Here is a 23,189-nt window from a genome sequence, read left to right as displayed (position 1 = left end):
GTCAGCGCAGGGCGGCCGCCGGGTCGAACCCGAACGGAAGCTCCAGGCGGTGGGCGGCGAGCAGCTCGGCGTCGGTGAGCAGGTCGCGGGTGGGGCGGTCGGCCGCGATGACGCCGCCGGCGAGGATCACCGAGCGCGGGCACAGCTCCGCCGCGTACGGGAGGTCGTGCGTGACCATCAGGACCGTCACGTCCAGGCTCACCAGGATCTCGGCGAGCTCGCGGCGGCTCGCCGGGTCCAGGTTGGAGGACGGCTCGTCCAGCACGAGGATTTCCGGCTCCATCGCCAGGACGGTGGCGACCGCGACGCGGCGGCGCTGCCCGAAGCTGAGGTGCTGCGGCGGGCGGTCGGCGGCGTCGAGCATGCCGACGCGGGCCAGCGCGTCGCGCACCCTGCGGTCGAGGTCGGGGCCGCGCAGGCCGAGGTTGGCCGGGCCGAACGCGACGTCCTCCCGGACGGTCGGCATGAACAGCTGGTCGTCGGGGTCCTGGAAGACGATGCCGACGCGGCGGCGGATCTCCCGCAGGGCCTTCCTGTCCTTCGGGTCGACCGCGAGGCCGCCCACCCGGACCTCGCCCAGCCCGCCGTGCAGGATGCCGTTCAGGTGGAGGACGAGCGTGGTCTTGCCGGCGCCGTTCGGCCCGAGCAGCGCGACGCGCTCGCCGCGCCCGACCGTCAGGTCGACGCCGAACAGCGCCTGCGTGCCGTCGGGGTACGCGTAGGCGAGGCCCTTCACCTCAAGCGACGGGGTCATGGGGCCATCCAAGCAGCCAGCGTGACGATGGCCGCGGCCAAGGGCAGCGCGGCGGCGGCCGTCCACTGGGCGGCGGTCGCGCCCACGGCGTCGACGACCGGCATCCGGCCCTCGTATCCGCGGCTCACCATGGCCAGGTGCACGCGTTCACCGCGCTCGTAGGAGCGCAGGAACAGGGCGCCCACGGACTTGGCGAGCACGCCGGTCGCGCGGATGTCGCGCGCCTCGAAGCCGCGGGACGCCCGCGCGACCTTCATCCGGCCGAGCTCCGCCGCGACGACGTCGCCGTACCGCAGCATGAAGGTGGCGATCTGCGTGATGAGCTGCGGCATCCGCAGCCGCTCGATGCCGAGCAGCAGCAGCCGCGGCTCGGTCGTCGCGGCCAGCAGGATCGAGGCGACGACGCCGAGGGTGCCCTTGGCGAGGATGTTCCAGGCGCCCCACAGCCCGCTCTCGCTCAGCCGCAGCCCCAGGACCGCGACCTTCTCACCGTTCGCGACGAACGGCATGAGGAAGGCGAACGCGACGAACGGCACCTCGATCACGATCCGCCGCGCGACCGTCCCGAACGGGATCCGGGCCGCCGCCGTGACGGCGGCGAGCAGCAGCGCGTACACGCCGAACGCCCAGATCCGCTCGCGCGGGGTGGCGACGACGAGGAGGACGAACGCCAGGACGGCGACGAGCTTGCACTGCGGCGGCAGCCGGTGCACCGGTGAGGCGCCCGGCACGTACAGCCGGTGCGCGTGGCCCGCGCCCATCAGCCCTTCCGGGACGGCTCGGACGGCGCCGGGTCGTCGTGCTCCGGGGCCGTCTCCGCGGTGGCCGGACCGCGCCGCCGGACGGCCCAGAACAGCCCGCCGCCCACGAGGAGCACGGCGCCGACGCCGATCACGCCGGACAGCCCGCCGGACAGCCGCGCGTCGTCGACGCCCTTGACGCCGTAGTCGCCGAGCGGGGAGTCCTTGAGCGAGTGGTCCTTCTCCTTGGCGCTGATGCCCTTGTCCTCGGCGACCTTCTCCAGGCCGTCCGGGCTGGCGCTGGCGTAGTAGCTGACGATCCCGGCCAGGACGAGCGAGACGAGCAGGAACCCGGCGAAGAAGCGCTTGGTGGTCATCGTGTCCTCCTCAGGCCCGGGACGGCTCGGGTCCGGCGGCGTCGCGGCCGGCGGTGCGCAGTTCCAGCGGCTTCATCAGGCCGCGCGCCCCGTACACGAGGTCGGGCCGGACGGCGAGCACGCTCGACACGGTCACGGCGGTGATCAGCGCCTCGCCGATGCCGATCAGCACATGGACGCCGATCATCGCGGCGGCGACCCTGCCGATCGAGACGTCGGCCGTCCCGCCCGCCGCGTAGATCAGCGTGAAGGCGACGGCCGCGCCGGGCACCGAGACGACGGCCGCGGCGAACGCGGCCCCGGACACCGAGGCGCGCGTCTTGGGCAGCACCCGCAGCAGCAGCCGGAACAGCCCGTAGCCCGCGACCACGGTGACCAGCGCCATCGTGGTGATGTTGACGCCCAGCGCGGTGAGGCCGCCGTCCGCGAACAGCAGCGCCTGCATGAGCAGGACGACCGAGACGCAGAGGACGCCGGTATAGGGCCCGACGAGGATCGCGGCGAGCGTCCCGCCGAGCAGGTGGCCGCTCGTCCCCGAGGCGACGGGGAAGTTGAGCATCTGGGCCGCGAACACGAACGCGGCCGTCAGCCCGGCGAGCGGCGCCGTGCGGTCGTCCAGTTCGCGCCGGGCCCCGCGCAGCGCGACCCCGACCCCGGCCACCGCGACGGCGCCCGCCGCGATCGAGACCGGCGCGTCGATGAATCCGTCCGGTACGTGCACGACTTGACCACCCCTACCTGTTCGCAGCTAGCAGGACCAGTTTGTCGGCAGTCACGTGGTTGTTGCAACATGCTCGCAATAGCAACCCATGTGTGGCTCGCCGGGAAGGCCGGGGCGCGCGGGACCGCGGCCGCCCGTCCGCACGGGCGGCCGCGGCCTGCGCTCAGTCGAAGCTGGGGTCCGCCGTCCTCGTCCGCTTGAGCTCGTAGAAGCCGGGGGTGCTCGCGACCGCCAGGACGCCGTCGAAGAGCTTGACCGCGTCCTCGCCGCGCGGGATGGGCGTGACGACCGGCCCGAAGAACGCGTGGCCCTCGACCTCGATGACCGGGGTGCCGACCTCCTGGCCGACGCGGTCGATCCCGTCCTTGTGGGAGGCCCGCACGGCGCCGTCGTAGTCGGTGGACTCGGCGGCGTCCGCGAGGCCCGGGTCGAGCCCGGCCGCCGTCAGCGACGCCTCGAAGAACGCGCGGTCGAACTTCTGCCGCTCGTGGTGCCTGCGGGTGCCCATCTCGGTGTAGAGGCGTCCGAGCACCTCGGGGCCGTACTTCTGCTCGGCGGCGATGCACACGCGCACGGGCTTCCACGCGTCGGCGAGCCCCCGGCGGTAGTCCTCCGGGATGTCCTTGTCCTCGTTGAGGACGGCCAGGCTCATCACGTGCCAGCGGACCTCGATCGGCCGCTGCTCCTGCACTTCCAGGATCCAGCGGGAGGTGATCCACGCCCAGGGGCAGAGCGGGTCGAACCAGAAGTCCACCGGTGTGGGAACGTCCTCGGGCAACGTCGCCTCCTAGAAAGTGTCCATGTCTCCCATGCCACAACCCGGGGGTCCCCGTCCCGATTCCCCTCGGCGAGAGGCCGCCGAAGACCGTGGCGGACGGGCCGATCGGCCGTCCGGTTGGTAGACATGAGGCACCAAGCCTTTAAGCCGACCAAGGAGTTCATGTGGCAGGCAACCTCACGCGCGACGAGGCGCGGGAACGGGCCCGGCTGCTCAGCGTCGCGTCGTACATGGTCGACCTGGACCTCACGACGGGTGAGGAGCGGTTCGGTTCCACCACCGTGGTCAGGTTCGGCTGCGCCGAGCCCGGCGCGTCCACCTTCATCGACCTGCACGGCGCCGTCGTGCGGGAGGTGACGCTGAACGGCAAGGCCCTGGACGCGGGCTCCTACGACGCCGAGAAGGGCCGGATCCCGCTGCCCGGCCTGGAGGCCGACAACGAGCTGCGGGTCGTGGCCGACTGCGCGTACTCACGGTCGGGTGAGGGCCTGCACCGGTTCGTGGACCCGGTCGACGACAGCGTGTACCTGTACTCGCAGTTCGAGACCGCCGACGCGCACCGCATGTTCACCTGCTTCGACCAGCCCGACCTGAAGGCCACCTTCGAGCTGACCGTGAAGGCGCCGCAGGACTGGCAGGTCGTCACCAACGAGGCCGCCGAGACGGCCGAGGGCGGGACGTGGCACTTCCTGCCGACGCCGCAGATCTCCACCTACATCACCGCGCTCGTGGCCGGGCCGTACCACGTCGTCCAGGACGAGTACCGCCGCGAGGACGGCACCGTCATCCCGCTCGGCGTGTACTGCCGCGCCTCGCTCGCCGAGCACCTCGACGCCGACGCGATCGTGGACGTGACCCGGCAGGGCTTCGGCTACTTCGAGAAGGTCTTCGGCCGCCCGTACCCGTTCTCCAAGTACGACCAGCTCTTCGTGCCCGAGTTCAACGCGGGCGCCATGGAGAACGCGGGCTGCGTCACGTTCCTGGAGGACTACGTCTTCCGGTCCCGGGTGACCGACGCGGCCTACGAGCGGCGCGCCGAGACGATCCTGCACGAGATGGCGCACATGTGGTTCGGCGACCTCGTCACCATGCGCTGGTGGGACGACCTGTGGCTGAACGAGTCGTTCGCCACGTACATGAGCGTCCTGTGCCAGGCGGAGGCCACCAAGTGGAAGGGCTCGTGGACGACGTTCGCGAACCTGGAGAAGGCGTGGGCCTACCGGCAGGACCAGCTGCCCTCCACGCACCCGATCTCCGCCGACATCCCCGACATCCGCGCGGTGGAGGTGAACTTCGACGGGATCACCTACGCCAAGGGCGCGTCCGTGCTGAAGCAGCTCGTGGCCTATGTCGGCCTCGAGAACTTCCTTGAGGGCGTGCGGCGCTACTTCGACCGGCACGCGTGGGGCAACACCGTCCTGACCGACCTGCTGGGCGCGCTGGAGGAGACGTCCGGCCGCGACCTGGCGTCCTGGTCGAAGGAGTGGCTGGAGACCGCCGGCGTCAACACGATGCGGCCCGAGTACGAGCTCGACGCCGACGGGAACTTCTCCTCGTTCGCCGTGCTGCAGGAGGCCAAGGCCGACTACCCGACGCTGCGCGCCCACCGCCTCGCCATCGGCCTGTACGACAAGACCGCCGACGGCCTCGTCCGGCGCGACCGGGTCGAGCTGGACGTGGTCGGCGCCCGCACCGAGGTCCCGCAGCTCGTCGGGAAGAAGCGGCCCGACCTCGTCCTGGTCAACGACGACGACCTCACCTTCGCCAAGGTGCGGCTCGACGAGCACTCTCTGAAGACGCTGGTCGAGGACATCGGCGAGATCACGGAGAGCCTGCCGCGCGCGCTGTGCTGGTCGTCGGCGTGGGACATGACGCGCGACGCCGAGATGGCGACGCGCGACTACGTCCGGCTCGTCGTGAAGGGCATCCGCGGCGTCACCGACATCTCGGTCACGCAGACGCTGCTGCGGCAGGCGCGCACCGCCGTCCAGCAGTACGCGGACCCGGCGTGGCGCAAGGAGGGCCTCGCCCTGATGGCGGACACGCTGTCGGAGCTGGCCCGCGAGGCCCGGCCCGGCTCGGACCTCCAGCTCGCCTACACGCAGGCGTTCGCCGCGTCCGCCGTCACCGGTGAGCACCTGGCGTTCGTCCAGGGCCTGCTGGACGGCTCGCAGGTGCTCGACGGCCTGACCGTCGACACCGACCTGCGCTGGGCGCTGCTGCGCCGCCTCGTCGTCACCGGCAAGGCGGGCGAGGCCGAGATCGACGCCGAGCACGAGCGGGACCGGACCGCCGCGGGCGAGCGGCACGCCGCCGCCTGCAAGGCCGCGATCCCGACCGCCGAGGCGAAGGCGGCCGCGTGGGAGCGGATCATCGCGGGCGACCTGCCGAACGCCGTCTACCGCGCGACGCTCGGCGGCTTCGTGGAGCCCGACCAGGCCGACCTGCTCGTCCCGTACGTGGACAAGTACTTCGCCGAGGTCGGGCGCGTGTGGAAGGAGTGGACCAGCGACATGTCCCAGACGTTCGCCGAGGTCGCCTACCCCTTCCTGGTGATCGAGCAGTCCACGGTCGACCGCACCGACGCCTACATCGCGGAGAGCGACCCGCCGGCGGCGCTGCGCCGGCTGCTGTCGGAGGGGCGCGACGGCGTCGCGCGGGCCCTGCGCGCCCGTGCGAAGGACGCCGCCTCCACCTGACCGGAGGGTGAGGGTTCGCCCTAACCTGGCCGCTCCTGGCTGTCCCACAGGCCCCGTGACCATGCGATCGTTGCATGGTCACGGGGAGGGGACGCGGTGGAGACGGCTCGGGACGTTCTGGCGGCACTGGCGCGGCGCTACGCCTTCGGCGACCTGGAGGCACTGGTCGCCGAGGGCGCCCTGGCCGCGGACGGCCCTGCGGCGCGGGCCGCGGACGGCCCTGCGGCGCGCGTCGCGGACCGCCGCGCCGCGCGGGTCGCGGACGGTCACGCGGCGCGCGTCGCGGCGCTGTGCGCGTTCGGTCAGCGCGTCCTCGACCTCGACGCCGAGGACTTCGGCATGCCCGAGGAGGCCGGCGAGGTCCCGCGGGACCTCCTCGACCGGGCCCGCGCCAGCCGCATGCCGCAGGCGCCCCGGGAGCGGCCCCGCGGGGCGCTCGCCAGCCTCCGCCCCGCGTACCGCCTCCTGCTGGAGGTCATCGCGATCCGCTGGCACCGCCGCGACATGGCCGCGCTCGTCGCCGCCGTCCACATCGCCGGCGAGTACCTCCCGATGCTGGCCTGGGAGCCCGTCCTCGGCCACGCGGGCGACCCGGCCCTGATCGCGGCGGCCGTGGGCGGCGAGGGCAGCCGCTTCGGCGTCCCCGTCGAGCCGGGTTCGACCCGCGTGTGCGACCACACCCGGCCGGAACGCGCCGCCTGCGAGCGCACCCTGCGCGTCGCCAAGGAGCCGCCGCCCGGCTGGCGCGCCTACCTCGACCGCCACCACAGCCAGGTCGCGTCCGCGCTCGGCGACTGCGCCGCCCGCTGCCGCACCCCCTGCACGGTCATGACCCGCCTGGACTCCCTCGTCCGCGCCGACCTCGGCGACCGCTGCAGGCTCGCCGCCGACTTCACCGACGGCGCCCTGGTGAAGCTCCGGCACGCCGCTCCCGTCGGGCACGGCTTCGGCGTCCCCTCACCCGAGGAGGTCCAGGCCGCCTGGGCGCGCGCCCGCAAATCCCTCTCCCGCCACCCGCTGGGCAAGGCCGTCCTGGCGGACGACGACTACCCCCTTCCGGGGCTGCCCGCCCTCTTCTCCGCGGTCGCTGCGGCCGACATCGCCCCCGACACTCTTCTCCACGACGTCACGAAGCGCATCACATCGGCGCTCGCCTGAAGAGCCTGAGCGCGTCGCGGGTCTTGAGGTCGTCCAGCAGGACCGGACGGCCCTCCGCGTCTCCCAGCGGGACCCGCCAGTTCGGGTACTCGTCGACGGTGCCCGGCTGGTTCTGGGTGCGGCGCTCGCCCACGGCGTCGGCCAGGGAGATGCCGATCAGGCGGGCCGGGGTGCGGGTCAGGAACTCCTGCAGGGCGGTGACGATCTCCTCGTCGTAGGCGGCGGAGCCGTCCGCCAGCGCCCGCATCACCTCGGCCGGCGGGGCGGAGAGCAACTCCTCGGCGTGCAGCACGGCGAGCCAGTCGGCCAGCTGGCGCCGGTGGTCGTCCTCCTCCTCGGCGCGGGGGCGGGTCAGCAGCCCCAGGCGGTCGCGGAGGTCGATGTGGTCGCCGTGCACGAACCCGGTGATCGGCGGCATGTCGTGGGTGCCGACGGTCGCGAGGGACAGCTCCCGCCACCGGCCCGGCGGCTTGGGGCGGCCCTTCCCGTCCCGTTCGAACCAGAGCAGGGACGTGCCGAGGACGCCGCTGTCGGCCAGCGCCTCGCGGACCTCCGGCTCGACGGTGCCGAGGTCCTCGCCGACGACCACGGCGCCGAACCGCTCGGCCTCCCAGGCCAGGGAGCCGAGCAGGGCGTCCCGGTCGTAGCGGACGTAGGTGCCGTCGGCGGGGGACGCCCCCTCGGGCACCCACCACAGGCGCGACACCTGCATGGCGTGGTCCAGGCGGATCCCGCCGGCGTGCCTGAGCGCGGCCGCGGCCATCTCGCGGAACGGCCGGTAGCCGAAGTCGGCGAGCGCGCCCGGCCGCCACGGCTGCTGCCCCCAGTCCTGGCCGCGCTGGTTGAACTCGTCCGGGGGCGCGCCGACGCTCATCCCCGGCGCGCAGGAGTCGCGGTAGATCCAGGCGTCGGCGCTGCCGTGCGGCACCCCCACCGCCAGGTCGTGGACGATCCCGACGGGCATGCCGGCGTCGCGGGCCGCGCGCTGCGCCGCCGCGAGCTGCCCGTCCAGCCGCCACTGGAGCCACTCGTGGAAGCCGGCGCGCTCGTGGTACCGCGGGTCGTCCACGACGCCGTGGCCGTGGGGCCGCTGCAGCGTGGAAGGCCAGCGCCGCCAGTCCGTCGTCCCCTGCTCCTCGCTGATGGCGCACCACGTCGAGAAGCCCTCCAGCGCCGCGCCCTCGCGGCGCCGGAACTCCTCGAACTCCGGGTCGCGCCACCGGCGGTGGCGGTACATCGCCTCCAGCGCCTCCAGCTTGGCCGCCCAGACCGCGTCCCTGTCGAGCAGGCCCTGCCGGTCGCGAAGCCCGGCGGCGAGGGCCGCGAACCGCTCCCGGTCCCCGGCGGGCAGCTCCGCGTACTCGGGCATGTCCTCGATCCGCAGGTAGAGCGGCGAGGGGAAGCGGCGGCTCATCGGCGAGTACGGCGACGCCCCCACCGGCGGGACCGGCTCGGTCGCGTGCAGCGGGTTGACCAGGACGAAGCCCGCGCCGAGTTCCCCGCCGCTCCACCGCGCGAGGTCGGCCAGGTCCCCCAGGTCGCCGAGGCCCCACGACGCGGCGGACCGCACCGAGTACAGCTGTGCCGTGAACCCCCACATCCGGGACGGGGGTTCCAGCGCGTCCGGAGCCACCAGCAGTTGCGTGTACTGCGTCCGAGTTCCGTCCCGGACGCGCAGGCCGCGCCAGCCGGGCGGGACGTCGCCGAGGGCGTCCAGCGGCTCGAAGGAGCGCTCGGCGGGCGACGCGCCGGCGGGGCGCGGCGGCGCCAGCACCTCGTCGGCGGCGGACTCGACCTCCACCTCGGCGCCGCCGCCGAGGTGCCCGGCGAGGGCGGCGCGGATCCGGTCGGCCGTGCCGCCGCCGGCCCGGCGGACGACGAGGGTCGGCGGCAGCCCCCGCGCCCGCTCCCGGTGGCGGTCGAGCTCCGTCCGGACGGCGCCGGGGGTGGAGGCGTCCACCCCCAGCGCCGCGAGGACGGCGACGAGCGTGTCGCGCGGGACCGCCGTCTCCCGCCCCCGCCAGTCCTCGTAGCGCGTCGCGACACCGTGGTGCCCGGCCAGTCTGATCAGTTCGTCGTCGCCCACGCCTGCACCATGCCCCTTGCGGGCCGCGTCACGCCGTCCAGACAGGGGGCTTGCGGCCGATCCAGGGGCGCGCCTCCTCCAGCTGGGCGGACAGCGAGATCAGCGTGCCCTCCCCGCCGAGCCGCCCGGCGAGCATGATCCCGATGGGCAGGCCGTCGGCGGTCCAGTGCAGCGGGACGTTCACCGCGGGCTGCCCCGAGATGTTGTACATCGCGCAGAACGGGGTGAAGTGCGTCTGCCGCCGGAAGTTCTCCTCCGGCTCCTGGTCGTGGAAGTACCCGACCGGCACGGGCGGCATGGCCAGCGTCGGGTGCAGGATCGCGTCGAACTCGTCCATCACCGGGAACGCCGCGCGCAGCGCCCCCTGGAGCGCCGCGTGGGCCTGGAACAGCTGCGGCGCCGTCGTCCGCTCGCCGTGCCCGCGCAGCCACCGGGTCAGCGGCTGGAGCAGGTCCTCGCCGCCCTCCGGGACGGGCGTCATCGTCGCCATCACGCCCCACAGCGTCGCGAAGTGGGGGACGAGGTCGGAGCCGAGCACCTGCGGCAGTTCCACGACCTCGTGGCCCAGCTCCTCCAGGAGCGCCGACGCGTCCTCGTAGGCGGCGACGCAGTCGGGGTGGACCTCGACGTCCGGCACCGGCGGCTGGAGGCTCCGCGCGATCCGCAGCCGTCCGGGCGCCCGGTCGGCGCGGGCGAGGAACGGCCCGTCCGCCTCCGGCGCCCGGTAGAGGTCGCCCGGCATGGGGCCCGCCATGACGTCGAGCAGGAGGGCCGCGTCGCGGACGGTGCGGGCGATCGGCCCGTTGGTGGAGAGCCCGAACAGGTCGGGGATGACCGGCCCCTGGGAGACCCGGCCGCGGGTCGGCTTGATCCCGAAGAGCCCGCACACGCTGCTCGGGATCCGGATCGAGCCGCCGCCGTCGCTGCCCTGCGCGACCGGCGCCAGCCCGGCCGCGACCGCCGCCGCGGCGCCGCCGCTCGAACCGCCCGCCGACCGGGTCGGGTCCCAGGGCGTCCTGGCCGGGGGCGACACGGCGCCCTCGGTGTAGCAGGGCAGCCCGAACTCGGGGGACGCGGTCTTGCCGAGGAGCACCGTCCCGGCCGCCGCGAGCTTGGCCACAACGTGGTCGTCGGCGAACCCGTCCAGGTCGGCGTAGACCGCCGAGCCGAACGTCATCCGGACGCCGTTCACCATGTTCAGGTCCTTGATCGGCACCGGGACGCCGAGCAGCGGCGGCAGCTCCGCCGGGTCGCCCGCCTCCAGCACCGCCTTCTCGGCGCGGCGCGCCTCCTCGCGGGCGCGCTCGGCGGTGACCGTCACGTAGGCCCCCACCTGCTCGTCCAGCCGTTCGATGCGGTCCAGGTAGTGGTCGGCGAGCTCGACCGGGGATACGTCCCGGTTGCGGACGGCCGCGGCCATCCGGGTGGCGGTGAGGTCATGGGTTTGTGTCACACCGGAACGCTAGACGCCGTGTGCGGGGGCATCAAAGAGGGCACACAGGACAACACCGGCGGAAGGAGATTAGTACTGGCCTACCCATCCGTGCCGTAAGAGAATCACTGACGTGGGGCGACAAAACTATTAACCCGGCATGACTGGTCGCCCACCCTCCCGATGATTACTCTGCGCACGGAGGATCATGCCCCCGATGGGAAAGGAACACGGAGCGTCACAAATGGCGATCATGGAGCGGGGCAACACGCAGAATGCCAGGGCGCGACCCGAGTCCGAAGAGGCGCGTGACGAGCATGACGAGACTCCGGTGAAGGAGCGGCTGGAGGGCAGCGCCGCCGCGGCGGTGCTCGACGACCCCAAGATCCGCCGCTGGCTCTACCGGATCGGCGTCGCCGCCGCCGCCGGCGCGGTCGCGGCCCTCCTGACCGGTTGGAGGCTCGGACTGACCGTCGCGGTCCTGGTGGTCATCGGCGACGTCGTCCGGCAGTCCCGCAAGAGCTCCACCGTCGCCGCCTGGCAGAAGTCCTCGGCGGCGGAGCGGCGCACCGAGCGGCAGCTGAAGTCCCTGCGGCGCAACGGATACCTCGTGCTGCACGCGCGGGCGGTCCCGCGCGACGACGAGGGCGTCAGCGACGGGCGGATCGACCACCTGGTCATCGGGCCGAGCGGCGTCTACGCCATCGACTCGGAGAAGTGGGACAAGCGTCTCCCCGTGCGCACCATGTCCCACCTCAAGCTCTTCCACGGCCCCTTCAACAAGAAGGACCGGCTGGACGAGGCGCGCTGGGAGGCCCAGATGGCGAGCATCATCCTCGCCGAGCGGGTCGGCTTCGACGTGCCGGTGCAGCCGTCCGTGGCGATCTACGGCCCGTCCATCCCGTGGAAGGTCATGCGGGTCCGGGACGTGGACGTCTACGCCGGCAACCGGGCGCGCTCGTACCTGCGCCGGCGTCCGAAGATCCTCACCGAGAGCGACGTCCAGCGCATCTTCCAGGCGGCGGAGCAGGCCCTGCCGCCGAAGTACCCCGACTGAGGCCGAGGGCGGCCCTCTTCCCCGGGCCGCCCGCGCAAAGCCGGGACACCGCCGTCCCGGCTTTTTTCCCGCCCTCGTCCGGGTTGGTAGCATCGGATCCCACGGGCCGGCCCGGGCGCGACCTCCGCCGAGCCGGCGGCAGCGCCGCGATCCGCCGCTGCGCGTACCACTTCCAGGCGACCCGCCCTGCCGGGCTGGGCCTCCAGTCGCCCGTCGCCCCGCACGCCACAGTTTTGGAGAGGTCACGATGCCACCGCTAAGGTCACGCACGGTCACCCATGGCAGGAACATGGCGGGCGCCCGCGCGCTCATGCGGGCCAGCGGCGTGCAACGCGAGGACTTCGGCAAGCCCATCGTCGCGGTGGCCAACAGCTTCACCCAGTTCGTGCCCGGCCACGTCCACCTGGACGAGGTCGGCAAGGTCGTCGCCGGCGCCGTCCGGGAGGCCGGCGGCGTGCCCCGCGAGTTCAACACCATCGCGGTCGACGACGGCATCGCGATGGGCCACGACGGCATGCTGTACTCGCTGCCGTCCCGCGAGGTGATCGCCGACGCGATCGAGTACATGGTCAACGCGCACTGCGCCGACGCCCTGGTCTGCGTCTCCAACTGCGACAAGATCACGCCGGGGATGCTGCTGGCCGCGCTGCGCCTCAACATCCCGACCGTGTTCGTCTCCGGCGGCCCGATGGAGGCCGGCAAGCCCGTCGAGGGCGTCATGGGCGGCAACAAGCTCGACCTGATCGACCCGATCATCGCCTCCGCCGACGCCTCCCTGCCGGAGGACAAGCTGCTCGAGATGGAGGAGAGCGCCTGCCCGACCTGCGGGTCCTGCTCGGGCATGTTCACCGCCAACTCGATGAACTGCCTCACCGAGGCGATCGGGCTGGCGCTGCCCGGCAACGGCACCGTCCTCGCCACCCACACCGCGCGCCGCCGCCTCTACGAGGACGCGGGCCGCACCGTCGTCGAGGTCGCCAAGCGGTACTACGAAGGCGACGACGAATCCGTCCTGCCGCTGAGCATCGCCACCCGCGAGGCGTTCGAGAACGCCATGGTCCTCGACGTCGCGATGGGCGGGTCCACCAACACGATCCTGCACCTGCTCGCCGCCGCGACCGAGGGCGGCGTCGACTTCGGGCTCGACGACATCGACGCGGTGTCCCGCCGCGTCCCGTGCGTCTGCAAGCTGGCCCCCGCCACCGGCAAGTACCACGTCGAGGACTGCCACCGCGCGGGCGGCATCCCCGCCCTGCTGGGCGAGCTGCACCGCGCCGGCCTGCTGAACGCGTCGGCGCACTCGATCCACTCCGCGTCCATCGACGAGTTCGTCGCCAAGTGGGACGTCCGCTCCCCCGACGTCCTGCCGGAGGCCGTCGAGCTGTTCCACGCGGCGCCCGGCGGCGTCCGCAGCACCTCGGCGTTCTCGCAGAGCGCCCGCTGGGAGTCGCTCGACCTCGACCGCGAGAACGGCTGCATCCGCTCCGCCGAGCACGCCTACACCGCCGACGGCGGCCTGGCCGTCCTGCGCGGCAACATCGCCCCCGACGGCGCGATCGTCAAGACCGCCGGCGTGGACGAGGAGCTGTGGACCTTCACCGGGCCCGCCGTCGTCTTCGAGTCCCAGGACCAGGCCGTCGAGGGCATCCTCGGCGGGAAGGTCAAGGCCGGCGACGTCGTCGTGATCCGCTACGAGGGCCCGAAGGGCGGCCCCGGCATGCAGGAGATGCTGTACCCGACGAGCTTCCTCAAGGGCCGCGGGCTCGGCAAGGCGTGCGCGCTGATCACCGACGGGCGGTTCTCCGGCGGCACGTCCGGGCTGTCGATCGGGCACGCCTCCCCCGAGGCCGCGGGCGGCGGCATCATCGCCCTCGTCGAGGACGGCGACCGCATCGTGATCGACATCCCGAACCGCACGCTGGAGCTGGACGTCCCGGCCGACGAGCTGGAGGTCCGCCGCGAGAAGCTGCTCGCCGACCTCGGCGGCTACCGGCCCCGCGACCGGCACCGCCCGGTCAGCGCCGCCCTGCGCGCCTACGCCGCGATGGCCACGTCCGCCTCGACCGGCGCCGCGCGCGACGTCTCCCAGCTCGACCGCCTCAACGGCTGAGCATTACCCATCAGGTAATCGCACCCATTCCCTGCTCCGGGCAAAGTGGTGGGTGTCGGGCGAACCAGCCCGACCCCACCGCTGAAAGGGAGCTCACGATGACCGCCTACGCCCTCGCCTACATGACCCCCCAGCCGCCGCTGCACGACGACGTCTTCGTCTATATGGAGCGCATCCAGGAGACCATGGACCCGTTCGGCGGCCGGTTCCTCGTGCACGGCACCCCGCCCGAGGTGGTCGAAGGACCCCTCGAGGGCATGTACGTGCTGATCGAGTTCCCCGACACGGACAAGGCGCGCGCCTGGTACGCCTCGGACGCCTACCAGGAGATCCTGCCGATGCGCGCCGACAACATCCCCGGCACCACCGTGCTGCTCGACGGCGTCCCGCCGAACTACGACGTCGCGGCGACCGGCAGGGCGCTGCGCGCCGCCCAGGCGGCCGGTTGAGCGGTCGGGGCCGGGCGGCCGGTCAGGAGCAGCAGCCTCCGCCGCAGCAGCCCCCGCCCGCGCTCGGCGGGGGCTGGGGCGCTCCGCCGCGGGAGGTGCCGGTGACGGCGACCGTGGACAGGAGCTTGACCGTGTCGTCGTGGCCGGCCGGGCACGGGGCCGGGTCGGACGCGTTGATCATCGGGCGGGAGACCTCGAAGGTCGATCCGCACGCGCGGCAGCGGTAGTCATAACGAGGCACGCCCCCAGGATACGGCCCTGGGGTGTGCGCGTCAGGCCGCGGGCTCGGTGACGTAGGCGGCCCACTGGGGATCGCCGTCGTGGACGAGGCCGATGAGCCGCCAGTGCGCGCCCCTGGGGACGGCCGGAGTGACGCTCAGCGTCCAGCCCAGTTCGGACAGCAGGCGGTCGGCCTTGCGGTGGTTGCACGTCATGCAGGAGGCCACGCAGTTCTCCCACACGTGCTTGCCGCCGCGGCTGCGCGGATGGACGTGGTCGATCGTCTCGGCGCGGCGCCCGCAGTAGACGCACCGGAAGTTGTCTCGCCGCATGAGGGCCGCGCGGGTGAGGGGCACGCGGGTCCGGAACGGGATGCGGACGTAGCGGCGGAGCCGGATGACGGACGGGACCTCGATCGTCATCGCCGCCGAATGGAGCACCGCGCCCGAGATGTCATGGTGGACGATCTCCGCCTTCTCGCGAAGCACGAGGCAGACCGCCCTCCGGAGAGGGAGCGTGGTGAGGGGTTCGTACGTCGCGTTCAGGAGGAGGACCTGTCGCATCAGACGCCCTCCGCCGGGCCGCACTGCTTGGACGCCCCGGTGGTCGCGGCGCAGCGCGCCTCCCACCGAGGCCCGATTATCGTCTCCGGCACCTGCGCACTCGCCATGAGGACCTCCCCAGGGGCGAACCGACCATAATCAGTGTGGCGTCTGAGGGAGGTCGTCCGCTACCCCAATAATCCCCAGCCGCACACCGCTCGAACACGGAACCCTTAGGGAGTACTGGGACGGGCAGCGCTTAACGGCCAATAAAGTTCATCCCATGACGCCGTATCCGCCCGCGCAGCGCCAGGACATCGTCGAGGACATCCACGGTCACCGGGTCGCCGACCCCTACCGCTGGCTGGAGGACGCGGACAGCGCCGAGACCGCCGAATGGCGCGCCGCGCAGGACCGGCTCTTCCACGAGACCATGGACGCGCTGCCGGGCCGGGACGCGCTGCGGGCCCGCCTCCTCGAACTGCTCGGCGCGGGCAGCGTCGGGTCGCCGGTGTGGCGGGGCGAGCGGCGCTTCTTCACCCGCCGCGGCGCCGACCAGGAGCACCCCGTGCTCTACACCGCGGACCCGGACGGGTCCGAGCGCGTCCTCGTCGACCCGATGGCCCTCGACCCGGACGGGACGACGACGCTGGACGGCTGGCAGCCCGACAAGGAGGGCCGCCTCCTGGCGTACAAGGTGTCCACCGGCGGCGACGAGGAGTCGCTGCTGTACGTCATCGACGTCGCGACGGGCGACCGGGTGGAGGGGCCGATCGACCGGGCCCGGTACTCCTCGGTGGCCTGGCTGCCGGGCGGCGAGGCGTACTACTACGCGCGGCGGCTGCCCGCGCGGGACGTCCCGGAGGGCGAGGAGCAGTACCACCGGCGCGTCTACCTGCACCGGGTCGGCACCGAACCCGACGCCGACGACGTGCTGATCTTCGGCGAGGGCCTGGACAAGACCAACTACTACGGGGTCGGCGTCAGCCGCGACGGCCGCTGGCTCACGGTCTCGGCCTCGCAGGGCACGGCGCCGCGCAACGACCTGTGGATCGCCGACCTGACCGCGTCCTCCCCCGAGGCGCCCGCGCTGCGGTCCGTGCAGGAGGGCGTCGACGCCTCCACCGGCGTCCACGTGGGCCGCGACGGCCGCGCCTACGTCTTCACCGACCGCGAAGCGCCCCGCTCCCGGCTGTGCGTCGCCGACCCGTCCGACCTCTCCTACGGGACGTGGCGGGACCTCGTCCCCCAGGACCCCGAGGCCGTGCTCACCGACTTCGCGATCCTCGACGACCTGGAGCGCCCGGTCCTGCTCGCCGGGTGGACGCGCCACGCGATCAGCGAGATCACCGTGCACGACCTGGCGTCCGGGGAGCGGCTCGGCACCGTCCCGACCCCCGGGCTCGGTTCCATCGGCGGGATCATCGAGCGCCCCGAGGGCGGGCACGAGGCCTGGTTCGGCTACACCGACAACGTGACCCCGTCGTCGGTCCTGCGCTACGACGCGCGCACCGGGGAGACGACGCTGTGGGCGTCCGCGCCGGGCACGGTCGACGTCCCCGAGATCGAGACGCGCCAGATCGCCTACACCTCCCGGGACGGCACCGAGGTGCGGATGATCGTCGCATCCCGTCCCGGCCTGACGGGGCCGCGCCCCGCGATCCTCTACGGGTACGGCGGGTTCAACATCTCGCTCACGCCGTCCTACTCGGCGAGCATCCTCGCGTGGGTCGAGGCGGGCGGCGTCTACGCGGTCGCCAACCTGCGCGGCGGCTCCGAGGAGGGCGAGGAGTGGCACCGCGCCGGCATGCGGGACCGCAAGCAGAACGTCTTCGACGACTTCCACGCCGCCGCCGAGAAGCTGGTCGCCGACGGCCTCACCACGCCGTCCCAGCTCGCGATCTCCGGCGGCTCCAACGGCGGCCTCCTCGTCGGCGCGGCCCTCACCCAGCGCCCCGACCTGTACCGGGCGGTGGTGTGCTCCGCGCCGCTCCTGGACATGGTCCGCTACGAGCGGTTCGGCCTCGGCCAGACCTGGAACGACGAGTACGGGACGGCCGACGACCCCGAGGAGTTCGGCTGGCTCATCGGCTACTCGCCGTACCACCACGTCCACCCCGGCACCGCGTACCCCGCCGTCCTGTTCACGACGTTCGGCAGCGACACCCGCGTGGACCCGCTGCACGCCCGCAAGTTGTGCGCCGCCCTCCAGCACGCGACCACCTCGGACGCCCCGATCCTCCTGCGCGACGAAGCCGAGGTGGGCCACGCCGCCCGCTCGGTCACCCGCTCGGCGGACCTCATGGCCGACACCCTGACCTTCCTCGCGGCGCAAACAGGCCTCGAACTGGACGACGAATTGACGCGTGGTCTAATAGTCGGATGACCGAGACGCTGCGCGAGCCCGTGGAACGGGCGCTGGAGTTGCTTCGCGAACCGCCCGGCGAGCCGGACATGTCAGGCGGCTATCTCGACCTGCTCGGCCCGCCCGCGCAGCGCTCGCCCTCCCTCGCCCAGTCGGTGATGGAGTCGACGTTCCTTCCGCGGATCTACGAGAAGGTGTGGCGGCCCGTCGGCTTCAACCTGGCGAAGGGCTGGCCGCTCGGCCCGGACACCGCCGAAGAGCACGCCACGGCACGCGACTGGCTCGGCCTGTCGCACCCCGGTTACGCCGCCCGCCCGCCCGCGACCGTGCTGGACGTGGCGTGCGGCCCCGGCAACGTCACCCGCGCCCTGGCCGCCGGCGTCGGACCGGGCGGCCTGGTCGTCGGCCTCGACGCCTCCGAGACCATGCTCGCCCGCGCCGTCGCCGACACCTCACCCGGCGACCCCGTGGCCTACGTCCGGGGCGACGCCGTCGACCTGCCGTTCCGCGACGGCGCCTTCGACGCCGTCTGCTGCTTCGGCGCCCTCTACCTCTTCGACGACCCCTGGGCGGCCCTGGACGGCATGACCCGCGTCCTCAAGCCGGGCGGGAAGCTGGTCGTCCTCACCTCCCGCCGCCCGCTCACCACCCCGCGCCTCGGCGCCGAACTCCTGCGCCGCACCACCGGCTTCACCGCCTTCGGCGACACCGAGATCACCCGAGCCCTCACCGCCCGCGGCTACACCGCCCTCCGCCACCACCGCTATCCCCTCATGCAACTGGTCGGAGCCAGTCGTGCCTGATGCATTTCTCTCCTCCTTCGGGCCTGGCGGCCCTGCTGTGCCTATTGCAGTCCTCTCCTCCTTCGGGCCTTGCGGCCCTCCATCGTCGGGGCCTGCGGCGATCGCTGGCATCGCTCCGGCTCGCCTTGCGGCTCACTGCGCGATCAGATTCTCGCTCCGCTCGAATCTGCCTTCGGACGCGATCGCAACCGTTGAAGGTTGTTGCGGGGTACAGCCGAGGGGTGTCGGCCGTGAGGTGATCTTGAGGACGGTGCTCGAAGATCGCGCTACGCTGCCGGGGGAACACGCACGGAGAACCGTGCCCGCGAGCGCCCCCTCCTGGGGTTGGGAAGCCTCCAGGAGGGGGTTCGTGCTCATTGCTTTTTTCTCCTCCATCGGGCCTGGCGGCCCTCCATCGTCGATAAAAGCGGGCGATCGCCGGCATCGCTCCGACTCGCCTTGCGGCTCGCTGCGCGATCAGGTTCTCGCTTCGCTTGAACCTTCCTTCGGACGCGATCGCAACCAGTGAGCTTGTTGCGGGGTTGCTGTGGTGGCTGAAGTTGTTGCGGTGGACGGTTTGTGTCGTCGTTTCAGCGCAGCGGTTTTTCGATGTAGATGTTGACTATGCCGCCGATGGTCTCGCGGCGGGTCTCCGTCCAGCCGAACTTGCGGTAGAGGGAGAGGGCGGGGGTCTGGAGTTCGGTGGTGTCGGCTCGGAGGATGCGGTAGCCGTACTCCACCGCGCGTTCCTCCAGGGCCTGGACGAGCGCGGTGCCGTAGCCGCGGCGCTGGACGGCGGGCCGGACGCGCAGGCGCACCATCTCGGCGGCGTCGAGGGCCGGTGCGCCGGGGGCGTAGCCGCCGTAGGCGCGGGCGTGGCCGCCGGGGATGAGGTCGGCGCGGCGCAGGCCGCCCATCGCGACGATCCGGTCGCCGAGCTCGCCGACGAGGAACTCGCCGTTGTTGCGGAGGTAGATGGCCTCCATCTGGAAGAAGTCGTGGTCGTAGTAGACGCCGTCGCCGGGGCGCAGGCCCACCTGGGCCAGGCCCTCGCGGTGCAGGGCGAGGACGACGGCGTGGTCGGGAGCGTGGTAGCGGCGGATCCGCAGGTCTCCGTACCGCCATTCGGGGGGATCGTCCTGGAGCCGGACGAGGACGGGGTGGTCTTGCCAGGAGGCGCTGTCGGGCGTGCTCATTCCGCTCAGACCTGCTCCCCGGGGCGGACGGCGGCGGGGGGATCCTGGGTGGGGCTCTTCACCCACGGCCCGGAGAGGGCCTCGTAGAAGTCCTTCAGCTCCGGTATCTCGCCGCACTTGGTCGCGACCGCGGCGCCGATCTGCCGGGCCCGGTGGACGAGGATGTCGGACCGGTGGTCGGCGGGCAGGTCGAAGATGGCCTCCCGGCCGGCCGTCAGCGCGGCCTCGGGGTGGCCGGCGTGCAGCTTGCACATGGCCCGGTCGAGCCGCACCAGGGTCAGGTCGACGCGGTCGGTGGGCGCGTACAGGGTGAGGGCGTGGCTGAGCGCCTCGTCGCCCTGCCGGTGGTCGCCGAGGTTGGTGAACGTGTCGCCCTCGTAGAAGGCCATCTGCCGGTCGGTGAACCCGAACACCAGGTCGGAGGTGTCGGTCTTGGAGAGCTGGTCGAACACCGAGCGCCCGCGCACGAGCGCCCGGCGGGCGCTGGGCGCGGCGTCGCCGCGCCCGCGCATCGCCAGCATGCCGAGGGCGCGCGCCTCCACGGCGGGGGCCATGGCGGCGGCGACGCCGGGCGTCCGGCCGGCGAGGTCCTGCGCCTTGCGGGCCAGGTGGAGCGCCTCGCGCGGGTCGCCGTAGTACATCGGCACGAGCGACTCGCGGACGGTCACCCAGGCGCGCAGCTGGCGGTCGCCGGTCTCGTCGGCGGCGGTCCGGGCGGTGCGGAAGAACGAGCGGGCGAGCCGGTGGTCCCCCAGGTTGATCATGATCAGCCCGGACAGCCCGGACAGCTGGGCGGCGATGCGGCACAGCCGCTCCTGCAGCTCGACGGGCTGGCGCTTGTCGCACATGCGCCGCACCTCGCTGAAGTCGAGCAGCACGTCGCACAGCATCCGGAGCGACGGGGTCGCCTGGTACTGCCGGCCGTAGCCGTAGGTGGTCTCCTCCCACTGGTCGAGCATGGTCGGCGAGACGGTCGCGCCGACGAGCGTGTCGTCCATCTTGCGGCGCAGGTTGTCGACGGCCCCAAGGAACTGACCGTCGAGCGCCACGCCCGCTCCGGCCAGCAACTGCAGAAGGGTCCTACGAAGCACGATGTCCTCCTCTCCAACATCAATGGTCAGGGGGCCTTCGGCGCGGTCATGGCCCCGTAGTTCGCTGACGGTCGCCCAGGGGCGCTCATCGCTCCTGGGCACGATCGACCCGACGATCGCGTCGGGGTCGGGCACCGGACGGCGGTCCGGCACCCTCGGCTGGGGGACGCTCGCGGCGCCCGCGCGGGCCGCGTGGCCACGCCCGCAGATGCAGGGGCTCTGGTAGTCGAGCGCGTCGGGTTCCACTCGGTAGACGGCGCAGAGGTAGTGCAGGTATTCGGGGCCGGGACGCTTGTACCCGCTCTCGTAGGCGGACAGCAGCGTCTCCCCTAACCGGGGCTGCGGTTTGCCGTCGACCTCGTAGAGCGCCTTGACCTGCGCCACGATGTCGGACAGCGCGACGCCGTGCGCCAGCCGGTGCGCCTTGATCCGGCTGGTGCCGAACAGCGGCCCGCACTGCTCGTGGATCTCCTGCGCGATCTCGACCGGCCCCCGCCCCCGGGCCAGGGCGTGCGCGCGGATCCGGCGAGCCACGTCCGTCTCTTTCCGAGGGGGATCCGACATCCGGCCTCCTCACCGTCGTGCCGGAGCGCCGTCCACTCGGGGGGTGGGCGGTCGTCCGTGCCACGGCGACCGGTCGAAATGGCCACAACAGATAATCTCTTGCGCACGCAGCGTAATCCTGGTCACAGCCACCGCCAAGCGATTCGCGGCAAGTGGTGATGTCCGGGAGGCGCCCGGCACCCCTCGGGTAGAGATTCTTCCTCCGCCGGACGAGGGACTTCCTCTGAGGTGGGGAAATCCGGTTCTCCGGCGCCCGACCGACCCCTTGACCGGTCACCGTGAGAGTTGCAATTCTCGCATGGTGTGATCGAACGAATCCGGAGAGTCGACCGCCCGGTCGACCGGGCTCCGGGCCCGCGGGCGGGCCGCCCGCCGATGGAGGGGGTGCGAAGGTGGTCAGCGACAGACGCGTCGGCTACCTCGAAGAGCTGGAACACGAACTCGACACGCGGGGGCTGGTCGCCCGCGTCGTCAGGACCCGCTCGGGGCCGGCCTTCCTCAGGGTCGTGAACCCCGAGGCCGCGAGCCTCGCCGAGGACGTCACCTGCGCGCCGGCTCCCGAGACCAAGGACCACTACTTCTGGTGGTCGTGGGGCGAGCGCATGCACCGCGTCGACGACGTGGGCGGCGCCGCCCTCAAGCTGGCGCACGTCCTCCAGCCGCTCCGCCGCGAGGTGAGCGGCCGCACCTGAGCTCCCGGGCCCCGGCCCGGTCCGAGCCCCACCACAGACCCGGGCGCCCCGAGAGGGGGCGCCCGCAAAGCCGGGCGTGTCCCGCGAGGCCGCGGCGAGAAGGGCGCGGCAGCAGCGACCTCGCGGGGCACGTTCGCCCGGAAGGCCCCCTCCCCGGCCGGGCCCCGCCATATGCCCGGCGGTCGTACGAACCGGTCGGAACAGTCCCCTACGATCGGCTCGTGCCCGCCGCGGGTCCACGGCGAGGTGTCGAGGCACCACAATGGCCGGGGAGGGTCTGCCACACCATGTCTCTAGTCGCGTCGATCAGCGTGCCGCTCGCCGCGCCGCTCGCCGTGTCGCCGGTCGCCAAGGTCCTGCCCTGGGCCGAGCAGGGCACCCCCGAGGCGGCCTGCAAGAGCACCGACCCCAGCATCTCCTGCCGGCTGGTCTGGAACATCTCGAAGAACACCGACTTCACCCAGTTCTGGGCCACCTGGCTGGACAAGCCGCTCACCACCCTGCTGTGGATCATCGTGACCTTCGTGGTCGCGCTGATCGTGAAGAACATCGCGCACCGGATGATCACCAAGGTCACGCTGCGGATGGCCGAGGGCACGATGTCGGAGAAGGTCCGGGAGCGGTCCCGGACGGTCTTCGAGGGCAGCCCGGCACTGCTCAACAAGCGGCGCGCCCAGCGGGCCCAGACGCTCGGCTCGGTGCTGCGCTCCATCGCGTCCGTCATCATCATGGGGACGGCCGCGTTCAGCATCCTCGGCTCGCTCGGCCTCAACCTCGCCCCCATCCTGGCCAGCGCCAGCGTCATCGGCGTCGCGGTCGGCTTCGGCGCGCAGAACATCGTCAAGGACCTCCTCGCCGGGCTGTTCATGCTGCTGGAGGACCAGTACGGCGTCGGCGACATCATCGACGTGGGCAGCGCCAAGGGGACGGTCGAAGCCGTCACGTTGCGGGTCACCCGCATGCGGGACGTGAACGGCGTCGTCTGGTACGTCCCGAACGGCGAGATCAAGAAGGTCGGGAACGAGTCGCAGAACTGGGGGCGCGCCGTCCTCGACATCCCGGTCGACATCAACGAGGACACCGAGAAGGTCAAGGAGATCCTCCAGGCCACCGCCGACGAGATGGCCGCGGACTCGCCGTGGAGCGACCTCGTCCTGGAGCAGCCGTCGGTGTGGGGCGTGCAGGCCCTCGCCGGAGACGCCATCGTGATCCGCGTCGTGCTGAAGACGGCACCGGGCAAGCAGGGGGACGTGGCCCGCGAGCTGCGCGAACGCGTCAAGCGCGCGTTCGACGAGGCGGGGGTCACCGTCGCCACCCCCACGCCCTAGCCGCCTTCCGGATGGATCAAGGTGAGGAATGGGACGCCCCTCACATAGG

Annotated in this window: 20 protein-coding genes; 9 read left to right on the top strand and 11 right to left on the bottom strand. The window is 72.6% G+C overall.

The genetic code is table 11. The features are described from left to right. Position 1: 1 nt before the first annotated feature. The 5 genes from AB0C21_RS11465 to AB0C21_RS11445 form a co-directional block, all read right to left on the bottom strand. Positions 2–754, bottom strand: a complete 753-nt coding sequence (locus AB0C21_RS11465) for an energy-coupling factor ABC transporter ATP-binding protein (protein WP_500203935.1) — start codon at positions 752–754, stop codon at positions 2–4. Continuing rightward, positions 751–1,515, bottom strand: coding sequence for a cobalt ECF transporter T component CbiQ (cbiQ, locus tag AB0C21_RS11460; protein WP_500203934.1), 765 nt, complete (start codon positions 1,513–1,515; stop codon positions 751–753). Before cbiQ ends, AB0C21_RS11465 begins: the two co-directional genes overlap by 4 nt. Then, complete coding sequence (locus AB0C21_RS11455) at positions 1,515–1,871, bottom strand: PDGLE domain-containing protein (protein WP_500203933.1); 357 nt, start codon at positions 1,869–1,871, stop codon at positions 1,515–1,517. Before AB0C21_RS11455 ends, cbiQ begins: the two co-directional genes overlap by 1 nt. Before the next feature lie 10 nt (positions 1,872–1,881). Then, a complete protein-coding gene (locus tag AB0C21_RS11450) occupies positions 1,882–2,592 on the bottom strand; it encodes an energy-coupling factor ABC transporter permease (RefSeq protein WP_500203932.1) in 711 nt (236 codons plus the stop codon). Between the two features lie 163 nt (positions 2,593–2,755). After that, positions 2,756–3,370, bottom strand: coding sequence for a mycothiol-dependent nitroreductase Rv2466c family protein (locus AB0C21_RS11445; RefSeq protein WP_500203931.1), 615 nt, complete (start codon positions 3,368–3,370; stop codon positions 2,756–2,758). A 164-nt stretch (positions 3,371–3,534) separates the two neighbouring features. Between AB0C21_RS11445 and pepN the strand changes: the two genes are divergently transcribed. Both pepN and AB0C21_RS11435 read left to right on the top strand, forming a co-directional pair. Next, a complete protein-coding gene (gene pepN, locus AB0C21_RS11440; protein ID WP_500203930.1) occupies positions 3,535–6,069 on the top strand; it encodes an aminopeptidase N in 2,535 nt (844 codons plus the stop codon). A gap of 96 nt (positions 6,070–6,165) precedes the next feature. Further along, the gene (locus AB0C21_RS11435; protein WP_500203929.1) at positions 6,166–7,227 is read left to right on the top strand and encodes a hypothetical protein; all 1,062 of its coding nucleotides are present in this window, start codon (positions 6,166–6,168) and stop codon (positions 7,225–7,227) included. Here AB0C21_RS11435 and malQ read toward each other — a convergent pair. Both malQ and AB0C21_RS11425 read right to left on the bottom strand, forming a co-directional pair. Continuing rightward, positions 7,208–9,313, bottom strand: a complete 2,106-nt coding sequence (malQ, locus tag AB0C21_RS11430) for a 4-alpha-glucanotransferase (RefSeq protein WP_500203928.1) — start codon at positions 9,311–9,313, stop codon at positions 7,208–7,210. The two genes, AB0C21_RS11435 and malQ, sit on opposite strands and share 20 nt — an antisense overlap. 28 nt (positions 9,314–9,341) lie before the next feature. Beyond that, positions 9,342–10,766, bottom strand: coding sequence for an amidase (locus AB0C21_RS11425; RefSeq protein WP_500203927.1), 1,425 nt, complete (start codon positions 10,764–10,766; stop codon positions 9,342–9,344). Positions 10,767–10,989: 223 nt separating this feature from the next. Here AB0C21_RS11425 and AB0C21_RS11420 point away from each other — a divergent pair, with 223 nt between their 5' ends. The 3 genes from AB0C21_RS11420 (at position 10,990) to AB0C21_RS11410 (ending at position 14,361) form a co-directional block, all read left to right on the top strand. Then, the gene (locus AB0C21_RS11420; protein ID WP_500203926.1) at positions 10,990–11,802 is read left to right on the top strand and encodes a nuclease-related domain-containing protein; all 813 of its coding nucleotides are present in this window, start codon (positions 10,990–10,992) and stop codon (positions 11,800–11,802) included. Between the two features lie 247 nt (positions 11,803–12,049). After that, on the top strand, positions 12,050–13,912 hold the full coding sequence (ilvD, locus tag AB0C21_RS11415) for a dihydroxy-acid dehydratase (protein WP_500203925.1): 1,863 nt from the start codon (positions 12,050–12,052) through the stop codon (positions 13,910–13,912). Between the two features lie 98 nt (positions 13,913–14,010). Next, positions 14,011–14,361 (top strand): DUF1330 domain-containing protein, encoded by a 351-nt coding sequence (locus AB0C21_RS11410; RefSeq protein WP_149261450.1) that lies wholly within the window; start codon positions 14,011–14,013, stop codon positions 14,359–14,361. Positions 14,362–14,383: 22 nt separating this feature from the next. Here AB0C21_RS11410 and AB0C21_RS11405 read toward each other — a convergent pair whose 3' ends face one another. After that, positions 14,384–14,602, bottom strand: a complete 219-nt coding sequence (locus AB0C21_RS11405) for an FmdB family zinc ribbon protein (RefSeq protein WP_089309617.1) — start codon at positions 14,600–14,602, stop codon at positions 14,384–14,386. Positions 14,603–14,633: 31 nt separating this feature from the next. Then, positions 14,634–15,143 (bottom strand): HNH endonuclease, encoded by a 510-nt coding sequence (locus AB0C21_RS11400; protein WP_149261449.1) that lies wholly within the window; start codon positions 15,141–15,143, stop codon positions 14,634–14,636. Between the two features lie 262 nt (positions 15,144–15,405). On the opposite strand from AB0C21_RS11400, the gene AB0C21_RS11395 reads away from it, so the two are divergent. Together AB0C21_RS11395 and AB0C21_RS11390 are read left to right on the top strand one after the other, a co-directional pair. After that, positions 15,406–17,508, top strand: a complete 2,103-nt coding sequence (locus AB0C21_RS11395; RefSeq protein WP_500203924.1) for a prolyl oligopeptidase family serine peptidase — start codon at positions 15,406–15,408, stop codon at positions 17,506–17,508. Continuing rightward, a complete protein-coding gene (locus AB0C21_RS11390) occupies positions 17,505–18,290 on the top strand; it encodes a class I SAM-dependent methyltransferase (RefSeq protein ID WP_500203923.1) in 786 nt (261 codons plus the stop codon). Before AB0C21_RS11395 ends, AB0C21_RS11390 begins: the two co-directional genes overlap by 4 nt. A 569-nt stretch (positions 18,291–18,859) precedes the next feature. Here the strand turns inward: AB0C21_RS11390 and AB0C21_RS11385 are convergent. Next, positions 18,860–19,465 carry a GNAT family N-acetyltransferase gene (locus tag AB0C21_RS11385; RefSeq protein WP_500203922.1) on the bottom strand — a complete coding sequence of 202 codons (606 nt, stop codon included), beginning with the start codon at positions 19,463–19,465 and terminating at the stop codon, positions 18,860–18,862. A gap of 5 nt (positions 19,466–19,470) precedes the next feature. Next, the gene (locus AB0C21_RS11380) at positions 19,471–21,120 is read right to left on the bottom strand and encodes an NsdA family TPR-like regulatory protein (protein WP_500203921.1); all 1,650 of its coding nucleotides are present in this window, start codon (positions 21,118–21,120) and stop codon (positions 19,471–19,473) included. A gap of 392 nt (positions 21,121–21,512) precedes the next feature. On the opposite strand from AB0C21_RS11380, the gene AB0C21_RS11375 reads away from it, so the two are divergent. Together AB0C21_RS11375 and AB0C21_RS11370 are read left to right on the top strand one after the other, a co-directional pair. Further along, complete coding sequence (locus tag AB0C21_RS11375) at positions 21,513–21,812, top strand: hypothetical protein (protein ID WP_149261444.1); 300 nt, start codon at positions 21,513–21,515, stop codon at positions 21,810–21,812. A 287-nt stretch (positions 21,813–22,099) separates the two neighbouring features. Next, positions 22,100–23,140 (top strand): mechanosensitive ion channel family protein, encoded by a 1,041-nt coding sequence (locus AB0C21_RS11370; RefSeq protein WP_500203919.1) that lies wholly within the window; start codon positions 22,100–22,102, stop codon positions 23,138–23,140. Positions 23,141–23,189: the final 49 nt, after the last annotated feature.

The organism is Spirillospora sp. NPDC049024, from assembly GCF_040649235.1.
In the GTDB taxonomy this organism is placed as follows: domain Bacteria; phylum Actinomycetota; class Actinomycetes; order Streptosporangiales; family Streptosporangiaceae; genus Spirillospora.
This window is presented reverse-complemented; position numbering and strand designations above follow the sequence as displayed.

Coding starts and splice junctions, on each gene's coding strand:
- ilvD (WP_500203925.1), top strand. CDS start 12,050: ATGCCACCGCTAAGGTCACGCACGGTCACCCATGGCAGGAACATGGCG.
- AB0C21_RS11380 (WP_500203921.1), bottom strand. CDS start 21,120: ATGTCGGATCCCCCTCGGAAAGAGACGGACGTGGCTCGCCGGATCCGC.
- AB0C21_RS11455 (WP_500203933.1), bottom strand. CDS start 1,871: ATGACCACCAAGCGCTTCTTCGCCGGGTTCCTGCTCGTCTCGCTCGTC.
- AB0C21_RS11410 (WP_149261450.1), top strand. CDS start 14,011: ATGACCGCCTACGCCCTCGCCTACATGACCCCCCAGCCGCCGCTGCAC.
- cbiQ (WP_500203934.1), bottom strand. CDS start 1,515: ATGGGCGCGGGCCACGCGCACCGGCTGTACGTGCCGGGCGCCTCACCG.
- AB0C21_RS11465 (WP_500203935.1), bottom strand. CDS start 754: ATGACCCCGTCGCTTGAGGTGAAGGGCCTCGCCTACGCGTACCCCGAC.
- AB0C21_RS11395 (WP_500203924.1), top strand. CDS start 15,406: ATGACGCCGTATCCGCCCGCGCAGCGCCAGGACATCGTCGAGGACATC.
- AB0C21_RS11370 (WP_500203919.1), top strand. CDS start 22,100: ATGTCTCTAGTCGCGTCGATCAGCGTGCCGCTCGCCGCGCCGCTCGCC.
- AB0C21_RS11385 (WP_500203922.1), bottom strand. CDS start 19,465: ATGAGCACGCCCGACAGCGCCTCCTGGCAAGACCACCCCGTCCTCGTC.
- AB0C21_RS11390 (WP_500203923.1), top strand. CDS start 17,505: ATGACCGAGACGCTGCGCGAGCCCGTGGAACGGGCGCTGGAGTTGCTT.
- AB0C21_RS11400 (WP_149261449.1), bottom strand. CDS start 15,143: ATGCGACAGGTCCTCCTCCTGAACGCGACGTACGAACCCCTCACCACG.
- AB0C21_RS11420 (WP_500203926.1), top strand. CDS start 10,990: ATGGCGATCATGGAGCGGGGCAACACGCAGAATGCCAGGGCGCGACCC.